The following is a 21,454-nucleotide window of genomic DNA, read 5'->3' on the forward strand; positions in this document are numbered from 1 at the left end:
AAATGAGAATTTATATACTTACCAACTAAACTTCAAAGGTGAATTCTGAAGGGTTTACGTTTTCGAGTTTGGCAATATAAGATTTTATAACCTCAATATCTCTATCATTTTCATGACTATTTAATGCGTCTGTTTTAAGATTTATAATTTCATTAATAATTATTTCTTTATAATCTTTATTAAGCACGTCATTTTGTTGAAGCAAATACTGAAACATTATAAATAATTTTTGAACCACAATTATATCATGTTTACAATACGTTCTAAGCGCTGCCATTACATTATACAAGAGCGCTTCAAAGCTTACCGTATTAATATAAATAAGGGCTTTATCATCTTCATTAAAATAATAACTCTTATCTTTTTTACACATTCTCAAGGCAAACAATTCTGTTAAATAATCTATAGCGTTAATACAGGTTCCGGGATCATTAATTCCTGGAGACATTGCTTTTACAGCAATCTCTGTTATTTGTTTGTAAGCCAAAATATAATTTTCAGAAATAAGTTCGCTATTAGAAAACGTAAGCGCTTCTAATAGTTTTTCCTCTAATTTCTCCTCGTTATCTATATTTTTATCTGTGTTTTCATTAACATTTCCTGTATACCTTAAAACAGCAATACCTTTAAGAATATAAGCGCCTTTTATAGGGACAATTTCAATATTTAAATCGTGATCTTCTGCTAGTGTAGCTAAAGTGTTTAAACTTACATCTTGCATATAACCTGTAGTATTGGCTATGACACTTTTCCAATTGGACGTGTCTTCAAAATCTGTATCGATATAACTTTCAGCTTCAACTAATTTTTCTAATCGTTGTTTAGACTGCCTAAAGATCTTATCCATAATTGTATTCACTTGAATTTCTTGAGAAATAGAATGAATAAAATAAATAAAGGCTCCTAAGCTAAAAGTCATAAAAACAATACTTAAAAGTACTGAGAAACCTGGCATTTGGTATTTATCTCCATCTGGTGTAATAGATACTAACGTAAAAATACAGTAGAGTAATGTTGCATTATAAATGCCTAAAATAATTTGATGTCTTTTGTTAGATATTAATCCAGGAAGGACTCTAGGTGAAAAATTACTAGATGCCTGATTCAGTAAAATCATAACTAACGAGAAGCTAAAAACCATTATAGAAATAAGACCTGCTATAAACGTGGTAAGTAAACTCCTTGCCGTTTCTGTATTATTTACAACTAAAACAGGTGCATGTTTTACTAAATATTTAGAAATACCTTGACTTTCTAAATAGATCATAAAAAAAGCAAAGAGCAAACCAAATAAACTAATAATAGAAGGATAAAAAGCGATATTACTTTCTAATCGTTTAAGTGAATTCCAGAATTTATAGATAAAACTTTTCACATTTATAGTTTAAAAATTCACACCAAAACCAAATGAGAACCGAAGCCCTTCTGTACTATTAAAGAAATTAAAAGTTCCTGAAAGCGACTCTGCAGCAGTGACCCAAAAACCACCACCATAATCGTTATGCCATTTATCTGAACCATCTCCTGACAACCAAACTCTACCAACATCGAAGCCACCAAACACACCAAACTGCATTGGCAACACACTTGTTCTAAATGAATTGAAGCTATAACGTAAATCTGCACTTGTTACCAAGGATCGCGCTCCTGTAAATCGTTCTGTTCTAAAACCTCTTAAACCAGAATCTCCTCCAATATTAGCGGCTTGGTAAAACAGTAAATCATTACCTATTCTAAACTGACTCTTAACATCTGTTTTTAATACTAATTTTCTGTTTTTAGACAACGCATTATAAAAGCCTAAATCAGCATTAACATAACCATAAGCACTATCAGCATCACTAAATTCCGATTTCGCACCTGCATTTACTAGGAATGTCATTCCTCGAGTTGGATTAATCTTATTATCAAAACTTCCGTAATTAAATTCTCCTTCTAGACCACCAAAGAATCGTCTTTTATAAAAATCTGTATTTGTTTCTGGTATTAAATCTGTAATAGATCTATTGTCTGTAGCTTCTAATTCTATACCTTCTACTATAGCTCTAACCCCATAATCACTACCAAAATTTCCTCTTTTAAAGATTCCTGCATTCACTCTATAAATACTTGTTCTAACACGATTATAGTCTAAATCGTCATCAAAATTTACAGTTTCATTACCATAGCCAAAGAAGTTATTTGTAAAATTTTCTGATGTAAATTCACTACCAATACGTAGATTCCAATCATTCATTATATTAGAAAATTCTCCATCATAATTTAATGCAAAACCACTGGTTGCAAAGAAATAACCTCCCTTAAAACGATGTTGACTAGAAAATGGGTTGCGTTGAAATCCTTGTTTTGTAAGTGTATAAGATAATCCAACAGCTACACCATCATCTGGATTATAAGCTACTGCTGGTGTCATTACCTTATTATTTAAGATGTTTTTTTCATAATTAAACAAATTCAAATTATAAACATCTGTAAACCTTATAGTGCCACCTTTGTTTTCTTTTACAGTGTTTTTCTTACTTTCATGGTCGTAAACTTTTACTCTTCTACCCGATTTTATAATATAGGTATCATTTTGTTGACCTCCGATAAGCCTTGTAAAAATAAGGTTGCTTCCTTTTCCTGTTACTTCAAAAATATCTTTGTCATCTAAACCATAAATCCAAAGTTCTTTGGTTACATCTCTGTTAAACACTTTATCTACAATGACATCTGCTTTTTCGCCACCTTTAATTCTAGAAATTATAACACGCGTTTCTTTATCTCCTTGACGAATAACTTCAATGTAATCATCTTTATCTGTGCCAGTTAAAATAACAAGCTTATTTAAGTACTCATAATATCGTGTAGCGATATCAACAAGATTTGCTTTCCTTCCTTTTAAGTTTTGCTTAATTTCTTCTAAGGTTTTATCTTGTACTTCTTTAGGTACTTTTTTGAATGCTTCTTCAATTATGTCATCAGTTATATGCTCTTGAAGAAATTTGGCATGCTTTAACCACGTGTCTTTATCTGCCTTTTGAATTAATGTACGATCTAGTTTAATTCCAGCATTATTCATCCATTTAATATCCTTCAAACTATCATCATAAACCTGAAGTTGTTTTGACGCGCCTGTAATTACACGTACCACGTCTAACAATGCTCCATCAAAATTTGAAAACACCTGATCTCTGTCTCTAGGAATTGGTCTGAATAATTTATCTCCATTAGGCTGATCAAACTGAGCCCAACGCCATTGATCTTGATGCCTGTCCCAATCTCCAATTAACATATCGAATAATCGTGCTCTTACATAAGCATTTTCATCAATTTTATACTTTTCATCTTCTCGAACTTTTGCTATAATATCGTGTGTACTTTCTATATCATCTGCATACCCAAAATTACGATCTCCTGTATAATTTTCTTCCGGTCGTTCTTCAATCATATATAATTCTCCACCATAATCTTCATTGTAAGCACCCATATATTTATGCTTCGGAATATAATAAAGCTTGGGATTGGTATGATAGATTTCAGCAGCATCTGACAAATCTGGAACTACTGAAAACGCGTAAGGGTGAGCAGCCGTATAAAAATCGAGTACTAAACCTTCCACTTCAGTTCTTTCAAATTCGTCTTGTATGTAGGTTTCTTTAAATAGAACGGTCTGCAAATATTGAGTCGCACTTTTGCGTAATGCTCGCATATTTAATTCTCGTCCATCTTTTGTTTTTAGTCTTAAAGATCTTGTTTGATGACCGCCTCCTTTTCTTACAATCTCTAAACCTCCATACAACGTATCTAAAGTTGCTACTTTTGCTTTTATCTTTGTACTGTAAACGTCTCTGTAGTGTTTTCCCCAAACGGATTCGAAGAAGCCTGTTTTATCGGTTTCTTCTTTAGCATAAATTGAAACCTCTACTTCATTAGGAAAGGAATCTTGTAATTGTGAAGTATCATATAATTTTTTAGGCTGAAATATTTCATTCTCAAACAACACCTTTGGTTCACCATTTTCTGCACTATACATTTTAACCCAAGTACTCCCATCTTTATACACAACAAGTTCAGCAAAACCCTGCCCTCCATAACTAAATAACCCATTATTACTTAATGCTACTCCTGAACCTTTAGAACCAGAACCAGAAACAACTTGTTTTATTCCATCATTTTCTATGTATTGCATAGTATGTTCATGTCCCGAAACAAAGACCACATTCTTCTCGTCAATGGCCAAAGTTTCAATACGCTTCATTAATTCATTATAGCGTTCATTATAACGATCCTGTATAGAGACACCTCCTTGTGTTCTTACTTGAGTCAACAAAGTCGCTAAAATTGGTAATGGTATTTTTTTCTGTGTTGGAAATAAATGCTTTTCTGCTGCGTAATAACCACCGTGAGTTCCATTAGTAAACATAGGATGGTGCATGGCAATAATGGTTGTTTTATTTTGTGCTTTTTTAAGTTCTCCTTCTAATTCTTGAAAAAAACGCTCTCTTGTTTTTATCTCACAGTCATCGTTTATTGTTGGGTTGGTATTCCAGTTTTCTAAATACCATTGCGTATCAATCACGATTAGTTTTACATTATCCCCAATATCAAAATCTTCAATGGGACAGCCATTTTCTGGCTGAAATGTATTTTTCCCTAAAGCCTTTTCTATATATTTTTCTTGACCTTTAAGTCCTTTTAACCCATTGGCATACCAATCGTGATTACCAGGAATAAAAAGCACATCTCCATTAAATTCTTTTACTGCTTTAATCTGAACGTCTAATGCTAATTCTGCTTCTGCTCTATCTGGATGATCCTCATCTGGTAAACCTGCAGGATAAATATTGTCTCCTAAAAAAATAACAACATCATCTTTTGTATTAGTACTAGAAATATGGTTATTAAAAGCTTTTAGCCCATTAGACATATCACCTGAATAGGATTTACCAGCATCTCCGATAAGAAAAAAACGTTTGTCTATTTCTTTTTCTGGAGCTTTATTTTCTATTAATTTTTCGTCTTTGTACTGTGCTTTTTTGGTCGCACAAGCACTAACGAGAAGCAAAATTGCTATAGCAAATATTTTATAATGGTTTTTCATAATTCTAAGTAAGCTTCAAAGCAAAACAATTTCTGATCTACTCTTTAATCGTTATACTCTTAATAGTATTAGTTATCGTTTTTCCCAAAGACTATCTGTAAAATAGTGTTTACAATCTAAGAAATTACCGTTTTCATTAAAATTAGCATTATGTGCTAAATCTCTGATTTCTTCTAGTGCATATTTTTTTGAAAGCTCTGTCCAAATAAGCTCATCGTAATCAAAACTAATAGTTTCGTTTATGGCTTTAAGTTGTACAACTTGCTTTCTAAGACTTACAATATAACTCTTTACATCTCCTGTTATAGGATTGTAATGACTATAAAAATCAAAATCATCGATTTTAAAATCAGCATCTAATTCTCTATTGATTCTTATTAATAAATTAAGATTAAAACGTTTTGTAATACCATGTTTATCGAAATATGCATTTTGAATAATAATTGGATTTTTCTTTAAATCGAAACCCGTTAAAAGCTTATCTCCAACTTTCATATTCTTATGAAAAAGCTCTAATAATTCTTTAGCTTCATTTTCTTGATAATTACCAATATTACCACCCAAAAACAATAATAAACTTTGACGGTCGCTTTCTCTATTGCCTTTTAATATTTCAAAATAATCGCCAACCTTAGGTTTAATTTTTAGACTCGGTAATTTTACTTTTAGTTGCTGCGTAAGAATATCAATGGCCTCTTGAGAAATATCGATTGGTACGTAGTAAAAATCCACATTATTATTTACCAAATATTCTAAGAGTTTAAAGGTTTTAAACCCATCTCCAGCACCTAATTCTATAATATTAAATGGTCCAGAAAACTTAAGAGCTTCAACGATTTGTTTAGACTGCATGGAAAGAATCTCAAATTCTGCATTGGTTGGATAATAGTCTGGCATATTCATGATTTCTTGAAAAATGCGGCTTCCATTATCATCATAAAAATATTTTGAAGAGATATATTTATGTTTAGCTGTTAAACCTTTGAGGATATCTTTTGCGAATGTATTTGTCATTTAAATAAGAAAATTTATTACAGATAATGATTTTGTATGTTTTACTGTATTAGCTTATTTAACTAATCTAATACCAGAAAACTGCCAACGTAAATTAGCATGAAAAAAATTGCGATACGTTGATCTACTATGGTTGTTTGCTGTAGCCACTGAAGCTCCTCGTAACACCATTTGATTGACCATGAATTTGCCATTGTACTCACCAAGTGCTCCATCTTCTTTAGTGAAATTTGGATAAGCGGAATAAGCACTATTTGTCCATTCCCAGAGTTGACCATAGTTAAATTGACGCGATGCCACTTCCCATTCAAATTCCGTGGGCAAACGCATATTTTTCCATTGCGCAAAGGCAAAAGCTTCGTAAAATGATATATGACTTACAGGTAAATCTCCATTAACTTCAACAAAACCATTGAGCGTATAATGCATCCATTTCCCATCTACATTGTACCAATACAAGGGTGCTTTTAAATTATTATTCTGAACAAAATCCCAACCTTCTGCATGCCAAAGATTAAAATCTGAATAGCCACCAGCATCTATAAATTGAATATATTCTGAATTGGTTACCAATACATTTGAAATCTCATAATCATGAAGGTAAACTTTATGTCGTCCTAATTCGTTATCAAAACAAAAGCTATCTTCATCATGACCTATATCATAAACCCCTTCTTCAATTTTAAGAAACTCTTGAAGCTGATGTTCTGCTTGTAATTGCACCTTATAATCTAAAACAGGAAACGAAGGCTGATTCCCGAAAATGTATTTAATATCATAGATTAATAATTCTTGATGTTGTTGCTCATGCTGCAACCCTATTTCTATAACGTCGGAAATTTCTTTTGAAATATCTTTAGAAATAAATGCTGCCAATTGCTTGTTTACATAAGTTCTATAATTAAGAATTTCTTGTAACGCAGGACGTGTCATTGATCCTCGCTCTGCTTTCATTACACGTTTGCCTACATTATTGTAATAACTATTAAAATAATAGGAGAAATCTTCATTAAATACTTTGTAATCTACTTGATATTTAGACAGCACAAACTGCTCAAAAAACCATGTAGTGTGAGCCAAATGCCACTTTGGTGGTGACACAAATTCTGCAGGCTGAATAGAGACATCTTCCGGCTTAAGCGACTTGCAAATATGCTCTGTTTGATGTCTTATTTCTAAAAAACGTTCTTTGGTAATGCTCTTCAATTTAAGTGGTTGTAATTTAGTTTATAGTTTTAATACGTAATTTAATCATTTCTTAATTGATAAAAAATACGTTCCTTTTATTTTTTACTTCAATCAAAAAATTAAATCACTTTTGTTTCAAAAATCACTTCACTTGCAATTGTTTTATGCACAGGGCAACGTGATGCTATTTCTTTTAATCGTTGTGATTGCTCTTCATTTATATCACCTATAAATTTCAACTTTTTACTAATGTGATCTAAGTATTTTGGTTTATCTACTTGGATATTTAAATCGTCACTATGTTGTCTAGAATGCGAGATATAAACAAACACTTCTTGTAAATCCCATTGCTTTCTTTCTGCATACATTTTTAGTGTCATTACTGTACAAGCAGCTAATGCAGCATTAAGATATTCATAAGGAGACGGTCCAAAGTCACTTCCTCCTGCCGAGGCAGGTTCATCTGCAATGAGGGTATGATTTTTAGTTTGTATCGACGTTGTAAAATTATCTTCTACAATATTTAAGTGTCCTACTAATTGTTCTCCTTCTGTACTAAACATTTCATTTTCGACTTTAGGAAAATAACGTTTAGCCCAAGTTCCAATAACTTCACCAACATATTGACTGTCGTTTTCCTTTGATAGTAAATGATCTGCATTATCTAAAGTTACAAAACTCTTAGGATGGTGGGCATTTTTGTACAATTGTTCTGCATTTTCGATGCCTACAATTTTATCGAAAGGTGAATGTAAAATAAGTAATGGCTTTCTTAGATCTTTTACAACCAAAGGCAATTCTATTTTATCAAATTCTTTAACAAAATCTTCGTTGATTACAAATGGTCTTCCACCTATATTCACCTTAATATTACCTTTAGCTTCTACAGCTTCTACTTGATGCGAGAACAAATGTTTTACATGACTCACAGATGCAGGAGCACCAACAGTAGCAACAGCTTTAACGGCTTCTATTTCTGAAGCGGCAACTAATACAGCTGCACCACCTAAAGAATGACCAACAAGTAAGCTTGGAGCTTCGTACTCTGCAGTCATGTAAGCATGTACATCTAATAAATCTTCTACATTTGCAGAAAAATGACTATCTGCAAATTCACCTTCGCTTCTACCAAGACCTGTAAAATCGAAACGCACTACAGCAAAGCCATCTTGGGTTAATGCTCTACTGATATTACGAACAGCACTTAAGCTGCTACTACACGTAAAACAATGTGCAAAAATGGCGTAATAATTTGGTTTTTGATTTGCCGGTAATTCTAAATGTGCATTTAGAATTATCCCTTTTCTATTTTTAATTTTAAGTTTTGTGCTCTTCATTTTATGCTGAATTGATTTCAGTTTTATTTAATCTTCAATTTGAACTCCTCTCCAAAATGCTACTCGGTTATTAATTCCTTTTGCTAATTCTGAAACCTCAGGATAAAACCACGCTGCATCTTTATTTTGTTTCCCATCTACCTCAACTGTATAATAAGATGCCGTTCCTTTCCAAGGGCAAACAGAGTGTAAATCACTTGCTTTGAAGAATTCTTTTTTTATACTCTCATGAGGAAAATAATGATTGTTTTCTATAACAATGGTGTCATTACTTTCCGCTATTACTTTATTATTCCAAATGGCTTTCATATGCTTTTCTTTACAATTGTTAAGCTCCTATTAATTATACTTTTTAACGATCTCTAGATATAAATTTATCTGTATTCTGGATTTTCAAAAGACCAATGTGTTCCACTATCCCATGCTTCACGAGAATTACCATAGCTACTATAACCATCATTCTCTTTCAATAATTTGGCTAAGTGCAAAAGGTTGTAAGTCATGAATGTTGTGTTTCTATTTGTAAATTCAGAATTAAATCCTACAGGCGGATTAATAGATTTATCTTTCCATTTTGTATCACCATAACTTGGACCTGGACCTACTTCTCCTATCCAACCAGCATCTGCTTGAGGCGGAACAGAATAACCTACATGCTGCAACGCATATAATATTCCCATGGCACAATGTTTTACACCATCTTCATTACCTGTAACCATACAACCACCGACTTTACCGTAAAAAACATATTGTCCTTTTTCATTGGTTTCGCCACTCATTGCATAAAGACGTTCAATTAACTTTTGAGCTTCAGAAGATTTTTCGCCTAACCAAATTGGTGTACCTACAATTAAGACATCTGCTTCGCTTACTTTTTTATAAATACTTGGCCAATCATCTTTATCCCAACCGTGTTCTGTCATATCTGGATACACTCCTACTGCAACATCACGATCTATAAATCGAATAGTTTCAAACGACACATTTTCTTTTTTCAGAATATTCTGTGACACTTCCATCAGCTTTTCAGTGTGACTTACAGCCGGTGACTTTTTTAAAGTGCAATTAATGTAAAGTACTTTGAGTTTTGAAAAATCCATAATATTTATTTTTAATTAATAATCGTTTTTAAGAACTGCAAGACAACATTGAGCAACCCACTTTATCTCTTGCCCAATCTGGTCGTTTTGCAAACCATTTATCGTTTTCGGGCTGGTTATCATAAGGTTTTTTTAGAAGTTGAAATAATTGATCTATTAACTTATAATCTCCCTCATCTGCTTTATCAATAGCTAATTGTGCCATATAATTTCTTAAAACATATTTAGGATTCACGACATTCATGTTTTGTTTTCGCGCTTCATGAGATAGATCTTCTTCTTGCAATCTTTGGTCGTAAGTGTTAAACCAACCTTTCCATTGGTTTAAAATTTCGTCTTTTACTTCTTCAGGTTTATAAAAAGATTGTTGAACTATGTCTACTCCTTTTTCTGGTGAACCTATTTTATAATTTGATAATGTTCTAAAGAAAATGGTCATATCGGTTTCTGATAACAACAAACAATCTTCTAAATCTGCCATTAATTTTTCGTCATATTCTACTTCAACTTGTAACCCTATTTTAGATCTCATCATTTTAAGTGATTGCTGTTTAAAATCAATTTGATATTGTTCTAAAACGGCTTCTATTGGTGCAGCTTCTTCAATTAATGGATAAAGGGCATTGGCAAGTTGTAGTAAATTCCAAAGTCCCATGTTTGGTTGATTTCCATAACGATAGCGCTTGTTTTGACTGTCTGTTGTATTTGGCGTCCACCCAAAATTAAAATCTTCGAGCCAACCATAAGGTCCGTAATCTATAGTTAAACCAAGTATAGACATATTATCTGTATTCATTACTCCGTGTACAAAACCAACACGCTGCCAATGAATAATCATTTCTAGTGTTCTGTTAGAAACCTCTTTAAAAAATTGTATATATGTCTCTTTTGAAGGTTTACCAAGCTCTGGATAAAAGTATTTGATGCTGTAATCTGTTAACTTTTTTAAATTCTTAATATCTTTTCGTGCCGCAAACAATTCAAAATTACCAAACCGAATAAATGTTGGTGCTAAACGACTTACAATAGCTCCTTTTTCGTAATCTGAATTCCCATTATAAAGGATATCTCTAAGCACATCGTCTCCAGTTAACATTAAACTTAAAGCTCTTGTGGTTGGCACACCTAAGTGATACATGGCTTCACTACAAAGATATTCGCGAATTGAAGATCTTAAAACCGCCAAACCATCTCCTTGTCTAGAATACGGTGTTTCTCCAGACCCTTTGAGCTGTATGGCCCAACGCTTTGCTTTATTTTCAACTTCGAATAAATTAATGGCTCTTCCGTCTCCCAATTGTCCTGCCCAATTACCAAATTGATGCCCTGCATAAGCCATGGCAAATGGTTTTGTTTTTGGATAAACTTTTGCTCCGGAAAAGACTTCCAAAAATTCAGTAGACTTAATATCAGCTTCATCTAAACCAATAGCCTCTGCCATTTCTTTGGAAGCATGAATTAGTTTAGGGTGAGATGGTACTCTTGGTGTAACGTAAGAATGTGTAGATTCATAAACTTGTCGTCTAGAGTTTTGACGATTTGAATCTGAGGGTAATTCGTTATTGAAGGAGTCTTTTATGTTTAATTTCATGAATGGCATAGTTGTACAGTGTAAATTTAGAAAAAACGAAAATGAAATGTTGCCGTATATAAGTCGACTATTAACTCAGAACATTTTTAATATTTCATTTGTTTATAAAAATACGGTTTCATTCTAACTCATATAACAAAGGAAATGTTAAGTCTTGTAACTTTTTTGTAATTTCACGTTATCCAAAAAATTATTGAACCCAATGTCAGAATCTCTAATTAAAGAAACTCAAGAGTTTGTTTTTAAACTTTTTAAAGACGAGCTACCAAATACATGTTTATATCATAATTACACACATACAGAACGTGTCTTAAAAAGTACGCGAGAAATTATAGAGCATTCAAACTTAAGCGATGATGACATTCTCGTTTTAGAATTAACAGCATTGTTACACGATGTTGGTTATGTAAAAGGTTGTGAGAAACACGAAGAAGAAAGTGTTAAAATAGCGACTGCTTTTTTAAAAGAAAAAGGTCTAGAAGAGAGTGTAATTAGTGTGATTTCGGATTGTATAATGGCTACGAAATTTGATTCTGAACCTACCAACGAACTTGAACGTATTATACGTGATGCTGATGCTTCTCACTTTGGAAAAAAATATTTTAAAGAGACCAGCGAATTCTTAAGAAAAGAGCTAGAGTTACAAGGCAAACTCAACTTTACACCTGCAGAATGGAGAAATGAAAACATTAGAGTTTTTACAGAAAAACATCATTTTTATACAGACTACGCATTAAAAAACTGGCAACCTCGAAAAGAGAAAAACTTAGCCAAATTAATGGGGAAAAAGAAAAAACGCAAAAAGAAACTTAATGTAGAAAAGCTTAAGGCAAAATATAAAACCCAGTATAAAAATGAAAGTCCAGAACGTGGTGTTCAAACCTTCTATAGAGTTGCCCTTAGAAATCACATTAAACTAAGTGATATTGCAGATACAAAAGCAAACATTTTATTGTCTGTAAATGCGATTATTATTTCAGTGGTTTTGGCTAATCTTATTTCTAAATTAGACAATAACCCTTACTTAACTTGGCCAACGATAATTTTTACGCTGTTTTGTGTGGTCTCTATGATTCTGTCTGTAATTGCAACACGACCAAATGTGACAAGCGGACAGTTTACAAAGGAAGATGTAAAAAATCAAAAAGTGAATTTAAGTTTCTTTGGTAACTTTCATAAGATGCCTTTGGAAGAATTTGAATGGGCAATTAAAGAAATGGTTCAAGACAAAGACTACATTTACAAGGCACTTACTAAAGATTTGTATTTTTTAGGTATTGTCTTAGAACGAAAATACAGACTTTTAAGAATTACTTACACTGTTTTTATGATTGGTATTATAATCTCGTTACTCTCGTTTGCCATTGCAATTAAAAATAACCCAGGAAAAGATATTGATGATGTATTATTAACCCAAAATTCAATAACAGTACCACTAAAAATTACAGACAACCTAAATACTCGTTTTACGATTTAATAGTCTCCATTAAATCATTGTAGGTATAGAAATTTTTACCATCACTATCGTTATGGTAAAGAATACTAATACGTAGTGCTTTTAAGCCTGTTACTCCTTGTAAATCTTGAAGTTCTAAATACTCTAAATCATTGTCTAAAACATGCTTAGACTGTAAGAATTTAATGTAATTTTCATATTCTATTTCATCCTCTTTCTGAGAATAAACTATAGTCAGTTTTCCTTTTTGAGTAATACGCTCTTCTGTACCTTTAATAAACGCTTTATCAACACGTTTTTTCACAACCTCGTAACGTGCATTGTATGTACCATCCACATCAAATCGTTTTTCGTCCATTCTAAAACGGATAGATAATGGCTGATTAAAAACCAAAATCATTGATGCAACATCTAATGAAATAGGATAGATATGCTGATTTTGATAATATTCATTTTCCATCTCACACATTACTTGTAACTGCCACAACCTTAAATTATATAAGTAAATGGTATCAAAGCTATCTTGCTTTGTAATAGACTCGCCAATATACATGTTGTGTTCTACACCATCTGTTTTAAAGCGCTCAAAGAAATGAGGATACATATTTTGGGCATCAACTTGCTTGTTATCTAGTAAAGACGCCATATTGGTGTTTATCAGTTTTACAGTATCATCATAATGTTTTCTGTAAAAATAAATAACATTCAAATCGGTATCTATTTTACTAAAATAATCCTCAATAGCTTCTTTTAAGGAATCTTGAGTTTTAGCAATTAATTGAAAAACAGGCTTCACCTCTTCTTTTAGAAAAACAGATATGGCATGTTCACTATCGACTTTAAAACTGTTATTTAAGTCTGAATAATGTTTTGAAACTTGAAATCTTATTTGCTCATATATAGGTAAGTTTTTTACTTCAAGTGTTTTCTCTAGTATTTTTTCAGCATAATTAAGCTGTAATAATAAATCTTTTTGAGTGGCAAGATTTCTTGCTTCAGAAGATCCTTTTATATCTATTTGCCCAAATAAAGGATAAACCTCATTGAACACTATTTTTTTGAATGTTGGTGTTTCATCAGAATTAAGTTGAGATTTTATATAACCTCTCGCTTCTTGTTCAAATTTCCAATGTACACTTGAATGAATTGAAGTACATTCCTTTTGAATAATTGCCTCAATTAAATTCTCTTCTTCATTTTTAGAGCGCTCTACTGCAGACACAATAAATGGCATCACATCCACCAATTTATTTGCATTAATACTATTTAAAACCTTAGGTTTATGAGATACTATTTCTAAAATCCCCATTAAACCCTCGTCGTTTGCTATTGGTGCAAAAATAGCGCTACCAATGCCTTGCTCATGTAAGACTTTAATATGCGGAGCCTGACCTTGAGATTTCTTAAACTGAAGATTAACATCAGATACTGAAAAGTATTTTTTCTCATTCAATAACCTATTGTAAGACCAACTGCATAAAGCATCTGCACATTCAGAAGTTTCTAAATCGTTTAACAAATAACTTGACATGCCTGAAGCTCCATGAACACGATGAAAGGAATCTTCATCTGGGTTATAAATAGAAAAGCCAACTTTGATACCTTCTAATCCAAAAAGCGAACGAAAGATGTCATGGAAACTTTCCATAAATCCATGATTCTGTCGTTTATTCTCTTTTATTAAAGTGGATTTAATATTAGAAATAGATTGATCATCAGTAACATCAAAAATATTTGAAATAATAAACCCCTTAAAATCGTAACTATTTGGTGGGAATTTTTCTCTCCACAACTCAATGTTTTCAAAATTATCTAATAACTCATTGTAATCTGCTTCTGTAATTTTTGGAGCATTTTCTGCAGGAATAATTTCCATAAAATCTGCATTATACAAGAGTTTATAATAACGTAAAATACCATTAGCATCTGGTATTTCATATAAAAATGGTCGCTTAAAGTTAATATTATAACCATAGCAAACATTTAAAATTATAGCACAAGCAAAAATATACTTTTCACCTAAAGGCATATTTTTAATTTGCAACTCAAAATTATCACCAGCCGTTTTCAGTATAGATTTAAAACGCTCTGAGGCATTAAATGTAAAATTTAGCGATGGAATTGATGCCGTTTTTATCTCATTAGTGGTTAAAATGGGACTAAACACATCTTGAAGAATACCTTGTATCTCTTTTTCGTTAGTTTTGAATATAGTACAATCACTGAATCCATCTCTAAGAATAGGATTCTCTTCAGCAATTTTAAGCACACGTCTAGCATTAGCTGCAATAAAATCATTATCAGCAGTAATTAAATTCTCATACTGTTGTAATAACTTATTGAAACTAACCTTAATAGTAAAAGGTGATTCTATACTGTCGTTAATATCCAAAGCGGTGTAATTTTTTATATAGGCAAAGTTACAAAATATAAATATTAGTCGACAGTTTGAAGATTATCTTACATATCAGACCAACAATGAGTTTCGTTAGACTTAAAATGAAAACTTACCATAAGTCCAGTTAGCTCCATCACTTACAAACATTAAAGTTTTGGTTTCATTGCCACCACCTGTAGCTGTTGTCATCTGCACAATCGTAGTACCTGCCGTACTATCTCCTGCATAAAATTCTTGACCAGATCCTTCAATTGAAATATTAGCTGTAACTGAATCAGTAATATTTCGTAATATATAAATCCTACCAGGTAATCCTGTTGGATCAGGCAGCTCAAAATAGGAGTCTGCTGGTCCTGTCGGTGTTAAATTAAAATAAACACCATCATCTATAATCGTTTTAAGATTTACAGGTCCTCCGCCTAAACTCACAACTTTAACTGACAAGCTCCCATTAACATCCAAGGTGCTTTTAGGCTCCGTGGTACCCACGCCTACCTGTGAAAAAGCACTATTAAACGAAAGCACTAATCCAATGATTAAAACTATGTTCTTCATAAAATACTGTTATTTATTCCTTCTCTTTTATACTTATTGCAAACCCTCCTCCTTCAGCGAGTTTAACACTTAAGTTAGAAGTGCTATTAATTTCAGTTTTTTCTATGTCTATAGCTAATGGATTATTGTCCCAATGTGCATTTTCTCCATCTTTATAAATGATTGCTTCATAGGTTTTATTGTCGTTTAAAAAGCTAAAATCTAAATCTACGATTCTAGAATTCTCATCCGTTATACCTCCAACAAACCAATTACCAGTTCCCCTTTCTTTTCTTGCAATGGTGACATAATCGCCAACAACCCCATTTAAGACTTTAGTAGTTTCCCAATCTACACCAACATCTTTAATGAATTGTAAAGGCTCAGGGTTGGCCTCATAATGTTCTACCAAATCTGCAGCCATTTGTACAGGACTATAAATAACAACATACAAAGCGAGCTGTTGAGCTATTGTAGTATTGACTTGATTATCTTTTTTATATTCATCGAATTTAATATTGAAAATTCCTGGTGTAAAATCTATTGGTCCAGATAGCATTCTAGTAAACGCAACGATAGGTAGATGTTCAGGTGGATTTCCACCATCACTAGACCACGCATTAAATTCTTGGCCACGCAAACCTTCTCTTGAAATTATGTTTGGATACGTTCTACGTAAACCCGTTGCTTTTATGGGCTCGTGCGCATTTACTGCAACCTGATATTTAGCTGCTTTTATAGCTGCATTATTATATTGGTTCACCATATATTGTCCATGATGGTATTCCCCTTTGGGTAAAATTTTACCAACGTATCCAGATTTCACCGTATGCATTCCATATTTCTGCATCAGCGCATAAGCGGTGTCTTGCTGTTTTTCGTAAGTTTCTGTTGCAGCAGACGTTTCATGATGCATTATAATATCAACCCCTTTCTCTTTTCCGTAACGTACAACTTCATCAATATCGTAATCTGGATACGGTGTTACAAAATCGAAAACTCCTTCTCTATCTTCAAAACCAATCCAGTGTTCCCAACCCGTATTCCAGCCTTCAACTAAAACACCTCCAATATTATTTTTAGCCGAAAAATCTATAAAACGTTTTACATTTTCTGTGTTAGCTCCGTGATTTCCATGTGCATCACCAGCATCTGTCCAAGTACTCATGTTTTGTGTCATTCCATAATCCCAAGAGGATTTTCCTAAATGCATTTCCCACCAAACACCAGTATATTTCATAGGTTTAAACCATGATACATCGCCCAATTTATTTGGTTCATTCAAATTCACGATAAGATTAGATTCTATTAAATCTGGTGCATTATCTGTTATCTGAATAGTTCTCCATGGTGTATTAAACGGCATGGTTCGTTTTACTTTGTAATCTGTATTTTCTGAACCTACCAAATTACTTTTAAGATTAAGGTTTTCGGTGTCTACTTTTAAAGTCATACCTGAATAATCGACCAAAGCAGCTTCATGAAAACTTAAATGCGTTCCACCTTTCCCAACCATAGTTACTGGTGTATTTACAGCATTTTCTGGAATATAAGTTTGCGCTAAGTTTTTATGATCAGCATATTGCAAGGCATCAACTTCCGATAAGTTTGTAGTATTATACAAATGCTCATAAATATCCCAATCTCCAGGAATCCAAAACGTTTTATAATCTTCTGTAAGGTTAAATTCTGTGTTTTCTTCTGTAATAAAGACATCTCCTTTTAATCGCGCTTGCTCCGGAAATTCATATCGAAATCCAATACCATCGTCATAAACCTTAAACACAATATTTAAAAAGCGTTCAGGTGTTGTTTTTTCTTGTAGTTCAACTTTTAATTCCTTGTAATTATTTTCAACATCCAATTGTTCTCCCCAAGGCATTTGCCAAGTCTCACTAAACGAACTAGTAGTCGTGTTTTTAATAATGAAATTCTTATTAAAAGAAGGCGCATCTTTAAATTCAAATCCTAAATAAGACGTGTCAACAACCGTTTTATTATTGAATTTAACTAAGTAAAACGGACGACCTTCGTTATTTATATTGAAATCTATAGTCACTTTTTCATTTGGTGACGTAATTTCCTTAGTTTGTTTTTTTTCTGAATTGCATGAGAATATTGCTAATGCAATAACGAAAACTAATGTATATGCTTTCATATTATAAATTGTATTTAAATCCTGTCAGGTTTTAGAAATCTTACAAGTCAGGTTTATAGATTATTTTCTTTCCAATAGAACCACTTCAAACTCTGTATCTAAAGTGATTTTTCCATTTTCAACAGTTGCTGTTTGTCCAGAATAAGCATCACGTAGCATGACTCTTTCTTCATATACTTTAGAAACATCAATCACTTTCACTCCTTTTTCAAGTTTTAAACCAATAACCACTAAATCTTTAAAATCTCCTTTTTGATAGCTTCTGTAGAAATAATAAGGTTGTTCTGTTATCATTTGATGTTTCCCTGCACCAACTGCAGGATGCTTAGCTCTGAATTGCCCTAATTTCTGCCAATGCGTTAAGACTTCTTTTGTTCGTTTTCTACTGGCAATAGAATCCCAATTCATCATTGAACGTAATGTTGCGTCTCCTTCAGTACCTGGAATTATAAGTGCTCTAGAAGATTCATCACCATAATAAACTTGAGAGGTTCCTGGTGATAACAATAATTTATTAGCTGTTTCAAAAGGTTTTTTTCTTTGGGCATCAAATGGTCTCCCATCGTCATGCGACGTTAAATAATTCAAGGTTCCAAAACCTTTTAATTTGCTATGTAAAACTTCATCATAATAAGCAAATAAGTCTTCGTAATCTTTATCTTTTGAATTGTATTTAAATTCAAAATTAATAAGGCTTTGAAAACTCAATGGATTGAAATAATTAACTTTACGATCTCCAAAATCAAATTCCTGACCTGAACTTACTCCGTAATTATAGACTTCACCAACGAGATAAAAATTGTTATCATCTAAAACCTTTTCTGGATTAGTCTTTTTATATTCTGAAAACGCATAATCACATTCTGCTCTAAACTCTTCCCAAACGAATTCTTCTGTATGTTTTACCGTATCTGCTCTATAACCATCGACTCCAAATTCTGTAATATAATCCGTTAACCATTTTATAATATAAAAACGTGGTGCTCTTGGGTGACCTGTGCGTTCAAAGAATTCATCAAGTTCCTTTACTTCTTGCTCATAACGTCCTTCCGTTTTCCATTTTTCAACCAATTGAGGAGGCAACTCCGTATTGGTATTACTTTCGGTTCTGATATCCGGAAGGTTTGCAACTAATGTACAGCTTATGGTGTTTTCATAACTATCATAAGTACATTGTGGATCTGTACGTACCCATTCATCTGGCCAAACTGGATCTTTTTCAGTTACAGGACCTGTATGATTAATTACAGCATCTAAGACAATACGAATACCTTTAGCATGTGCTTCTTTTACCAACTCGTGTAAATCTTCTTTGGTACCAAAATTTGGGTCAATTTTAGTCCAATCTTTTGCCCAATATCCATGGAACCCATAAGACACACCAGTACCTTCATCTGTACCTCCGTGTATTTGCTCTACTATTGGTGTCATCCAAATGGCATTAATACCTAAATCTGTAAAATAGCCCTCTTTTACTTTTTGAGTAATCCCTTTTATATCTCCACCTTTAAAACCACGCAGTTTTCCGGTTTCTCTAGTTCTATTAAAATTGACATCATTGGACGTGTCTCCATTATTAAAACGATCTGTTAACAAGAAATAGAGGTTAGCTCCTTCCCAAACAAATGGTGTTTTTACTGCTGAAGATGCCTCAACAACATCAGTTTTATTTTTTTCTGAACTTGGTTTATTTTCACAATTAAAAATCATAAAACTCACACAAATTAATAGGATTACTTTTTTCATATGATTATCTGATTTTAAGAATAAAAGATTCCAAAGGTTTAATATCAATTCTAACTTCTGCTTTGCCGTTTTCAACCTTTAACGTTGAAGAATATGTATTATAAAGTTGATCTGTAATTTCATAACTACCATCTTTCAATTCTAATGTTTTAACCAAATCTTCGGGCAATTGCAGTTCGAAACCATAGGTGTTTTCTGCGTTAAAATTTGAAATTATAATTAATTGTTCATCATCACTCCAGCGTACAAACGATAATACTTTATCATTATACCATTCTGTATGTTGATGATTATAAGCATGGATATCTTGATAATTACTCATTAAAGCTGAACTGTTAATTGTAAAATTCAACAGTCTTTTATAAAAATCACGAAGCTCTTTTTCCTCATTTGTAGATTGTCCACCATCAAACTTTTTATCGTTTACCCAACGTACTTGACTTGGCACACTTCCATAATCGAAAATCGAAGTTCTAGTTGGATCACCAAAACCTAAATCCTCAGCTCCTGATTCACCGAATTCTTGACCAAAATAAATCATAGTTGGTGCTGTAGATGATGTTGCAGAAACTACCATTGCAGGTTTTCCTTTTAAAGCGTTACCTGCAAAATCTGGACTCGCAATACGTTGCTCATCATGATTTTCTAAAAAGTGAAGCATGTTATGCTCAATATCATCTAAATCACTAAGAATTGGAGGAATATTATCTGTACTTCCATGACCTTGCATAACGTGTTTTAGTGTATCATACAACTGTACTTTATCATACAAATAATCCATTTTTCCTTTTCGGATATAATCTCTGTATAAACTCGGATTGTACACTTCAGCTAATAAAAAAGCATCCGGATTTTTCATTTTAATATGCGAATTCATATAACTCCAAAACTCAACAGGCACCATTTCTGCCATATCGTAACGGAAACCATCCACACCTTTTGCCGTCCAATACAATGCAATATCCTTGAATTTTTTCCATGAACTTGGTACGGTTTTATCACTCCAAAATTCGAAATGTTTTTTGTAATCTTCATTATCAAAACCTTCTGGAAGCTCATCAAAATCTTTTTTACCTTCAGGACTAATTCCGTAATTTACTTTTACAGTTTCGTACCAATCGTTAACGTCTGGTTGCGATGCTCTTGAGCCATTGCCTGTCCATTTTGCAGGGATTTCTTCAAACTTACTATCTGCTAAATCTGTTTTTTCGCCTCCTAAAGGTTGGTAACCATGTTTCCATTCTGGTACTTTAAATGCTTCCCCTGGATTATAATAAAAGTTATTATTAACGTCGTAGGTTTTTGTTTTATCATCTTCTGCTCCGAAATCTGAAGCACCTTCTGGGTTAGATAAACTTTGATAATTACGTGCCACGTGATTTGGCACAATGTCTATAATAACTTCTAATCCTGCTTTGTGAGAACGCTCAATTAAAGCTTCAAATTCTTCTAATCGGTTTTCAACATTTACAGCTAAATCTGGATTCACATTATAATAATCCTTCACAGCATAAGGAGAACCTGCACGACCTTTTACAATATCTGGATCATCATTAGAAATTCCATATTTGGTATAATCTGTAATTACATCGTGATGTGGCACTCCTGTATACCAAATATGCGTTACGCCTAAGTCCTTGATTTCGTTTAAGGCTTTATCTGTGAAATCATTGAATTTACCAACACCGTTTTCCTCCAAAGTTCCCCAAGGTTTGTTGGCGGTATTGGTGTTTCCGAATAAACGTGTAAAAACCTGATATACGACTTCTTTTTTCTTCATTTCTGATTTCATTAATTCTGGGTTCACAGCTTCTTTTGGTTCGTTTTTGCAACCCATGAACAAGGTAAA

General features: G+C 32.8%; 14 protein-coding genes. 1 reads left to right on the top strand and 13 read right to left on the bottom strand.

What is annotated here, in order from left to right:
- Positions 1-25 precede the first annotated feature (25 nt).
- From HM981_RS03005 to HM981_RS03040, 8 genes are all read right to left on the bottom strand, one after another.
- Positions 26-1,375, bottom strand: coding sequence for a DUF2254 domain-containing protein (locus HM981_RS03005; RefSeq protein WP_179337097.1), 1,350 nt, complete (start codon positions 1,373-1,375; stop codon positions 26-28).
- A gap of 9 nt (positions 1,376-1,384) precedes the next feature.
- Complete coding sequence (locus tag HM981_RS03010) at positions 1,385-5,083, bottom strand: metallophosphoesterase (protein WP_179337098.1); 3,699 nt, start codon at positions 5,081-5,083, stop codon at positions 1,385-1,387.
- Positions 5,084-5,155: 72 nt separating this feature from the next.
- Positions 5,156-6,097, bottom strand: a complete 942-nt coding sequence (locus HM981_RS03015) for an L-histidine N(alpha)-methyltransferase (RefSeq protein WP_179337099.1) — start codon at positions 6,095-6,097, stop codon at positions 5,156-5,158.
- Between the two features lie 54 nt (positions 6,098-6,151).
- A complete protein-coding gene (gene egtB / locus HM981_RS03020) occupies positions 6,152-7,303 on the bottom strand; it encodes an ergothioneine biosynthesis protein EgtB (protein WP_179337100.1) in 1,152 nt (383 codons plus the stop codon).
- Positions 7,304-7,404: 101 nt separating this feature from the next.
- Positions 7,405-8,622: a bifunctional alpha/beta hydrolase/OsmC family protein gene (locus HM981_RS03025; RefSeq protein ID WP_179337101.1), complete on the bottom strand. Its 1,218-nt coding sequence runs from the start codon at positions 8,620-8,622 to the stop codon at positions 7,405-7,407.
- A gap of 27 nt (positions 8,623-8,649) precedes the next feature.
- A complete protein-coding gene (locus HM981_RS03030; protein ID WP_179337102.1) occupies positions 8,650-8,931 on the bottom strand; it encodes a DUF427 domain-containing protein in 282 nt (93 codons plus the stop codon).
- A 65-nt stretch (positions 8,932-8,996) separates the two neighbouring features.
- Complete coding sequence (locus tag HM981_RS03035; RefSeq protein ID WP_218846257.1) at positions 8,997-9,722, bottom strand: flavodoxin family protein; 726 nt, start codon at positions 9,720-9,722, stop codon at positions 8,997-8,999.
- A gap of 28 nt (positions 9,723-9,750) precedes the next feature.
- The gene (locus tag HM981_RS03040; RefSeq protein WP_179337103.1) at positions 9,751-11,313 is read right to left on the bottom strand and encodes a protein adenylyltransferase SelO; all 1,563 of its coding nucleotides are present in this window, start codon (positions 11,311-11,313) and stop codon (positions 9,751-9,753) included.
- A gap of 202 nt (positions 11,314-11,515) precedes the next feature.
- Between HM981_RS03040 and HM981_RS03045 the strand changes: the two genes are divergently transcribed.
- Complete coding sequence (locus HM981_RS03045) at positions 11,516-12,790, top strand: Pycsar system effector family protein (RefSeq protein WP_179337104.1); 1,275 nt, start codon at positions 11,516-11,518, stop codon at positions 12,788-12,790.
- On the opposite strand, the gene HM981_RS03050 is transcribed toward HM981_RS03045, so the two are convergent.
- The 5 genes from HM981_RS03050 to HM981_RS03070 all read right to left on the bottom strand — a co-directional run bounded on the left by HM981_RS03050 (position 12,780) and on the right by HM981_RS03070 (position 21,442).
- Entirely contained in the window at positions 12,780-15,161 is a 2,382-nt protein-coding gene (locus HM981_RS03050; RefSeq protein ID WP_179337105.1) for a GAF domain-containing protein, read from the bottom strand. The two genes, HM981_RS03045 and HM981_RS03050, sit on opposite strands and share 11 nt — an antisense overlap.
- Before the next feature lie 102 nt (positions 15,162-15,263).
- Positions 15,264-15,722, bottom strand: coding sequence for a hypothetical protein (locus HM981_RS03055; protein ID WP_179337106.1), 459 nt, complete (start codon positions 15,720-15,722; stop codon positions 15,264-15,266).
- A 13-nt stretch (positions 15,723-15,735) separates the two neighbouring features.
- The gene (locus HM981_RS03060; RefSeq protein WP_179337107.1) at positions 15,736-17,859 is read right to left on the bottom strand and encodes a glycoside hydrolase family 97 protein; all 2,124 of its coding nucleotides are present in this window, start codon (positions 17,857-17,859) and stop codon (positions 15,736-15,738) included.
- A gap of 60 nt (positions 17,860-17,919) precedes the next feature.
- The gene (locus tag HM981_RS03065; protein ID WP_179337108.1) at positions 17,920-19,605 is read right to left on the bottom strand and encodes an alpha-amylase family glycosyl hydrolase; all 1,686 of its coding nucleotides are present in this window, start codon (positions 19,603-19,605) and stop codon (positions 17,920-17,922) included.
- Between the two features lie 4 nt (positions 19,606-19,609).
- Positions 19,610-21,442: an alpha-amylase family glycosyl hydrolase gene (locus HM981_RS03070; RefSeq protein WP_179337672.1), complete on the bottom strand. Its 1,833-nt coding sequence runs from the start codon at positions 21,440-21,442 to the stop codon at positions 19,610-19,612.
- Positions 21,443-21,454: the final 12 nt, after the last annotated feature.

It is taken from the genome of Winogradskyella ludwigii (assembly GCF_013403985.1).
In the GTDB taxonomy this organism is placed as follows: Bacteria; Bacteroidota; Bacteroidia; order Flavobacteriales; family Flavobacteriaceae; genus Winogradskyella; species Winogradskyella ludwigii.

What these genes read in the sequence shown, in the direction of transcription:
- HM981_RS03055 (WP_179337106.1), bottom strand. Translation starts at nt 15,722, where the DNA reads ATGAAGAACATAGTTTTAATCATTGGATTAGTGCTTTCGTTTAATAGT.
- HM981_RS03045 (WP_179337104.1), top strand. Translation starts at nt 11,516, where the DNA reads ATGTCAGAATCTCTAATTAAAGAAACTCAAGAGTTTGTTTTTAAACTT.
- HM981_RS03065 (WP_179337108.1), bottom strand. Translation starts at nt 19,605, where the DNA reads ATGAAAAAAGTAATCCTATTAATTTGTGTGAGTTTTATGATTTTTAAT.
- HM981_RS03030 (WP_179337102.1), bottom strand. Translation starts at nt 8,931, where the DNA reads ATGAAAGCCATTTGGAATAATAAAGTAATAGCGGAAAGTAATGACACC.
- HM981_RS03010 (WP_179337098.1), bottom strand. Translation starts at nt 5,083, where the DNA reads ATGAAAAACCATTATAAAATATTTGCTATAGCAATTTTGCTTCTCGTT.
- HM981_RS03060 (WP_179337107.1), bottom strand. Translation starts at nt 17,859, where the DNA reads ATGAAAGCATATACATTAGTTTTCGTTATTGCATTAGCAATATTCTCA.
- HM981_RS03015 (WP_179337099.1), bottom strand. Translation starts at nt 6,097, where the DNA reads ATGACAAATACATTCGCAAAAGATATCCTCAAAGGTTTAACAGCTAAA.
- HM981_RS03070 (WP_179337672.1), bottom strand. Translation starts at nt 21,442, where the DNA reads ATGGGTTGCAAAAACGAACCAAAAGAAGCTGTGAACCCAGAATTAATG.
- HM981_RS03025 (WP_179337101.1), bottom strand. Translation starts at nt 8,622, where the DNA reads ATGAAGAGCACAAAACTTAAAATTAAAAATAGAAAAGGGATAATTCTA.
- HM981_RS03035 (WP_218846257.1), bottom strand. Translation starts at nt 9,722, where the DNA reads ATGGATTTTTCAAAACTCAAAGTACTTTACATTAATTGCACTTTAAAA.
- HM981_RS03040 (WP_179337103.1), bottom strand. Translation starts at nt 11,313, where the DNA reads ATGAAATTAAACATAAAAGACTCCTTCAATAACGAATTACCCTCAGAT.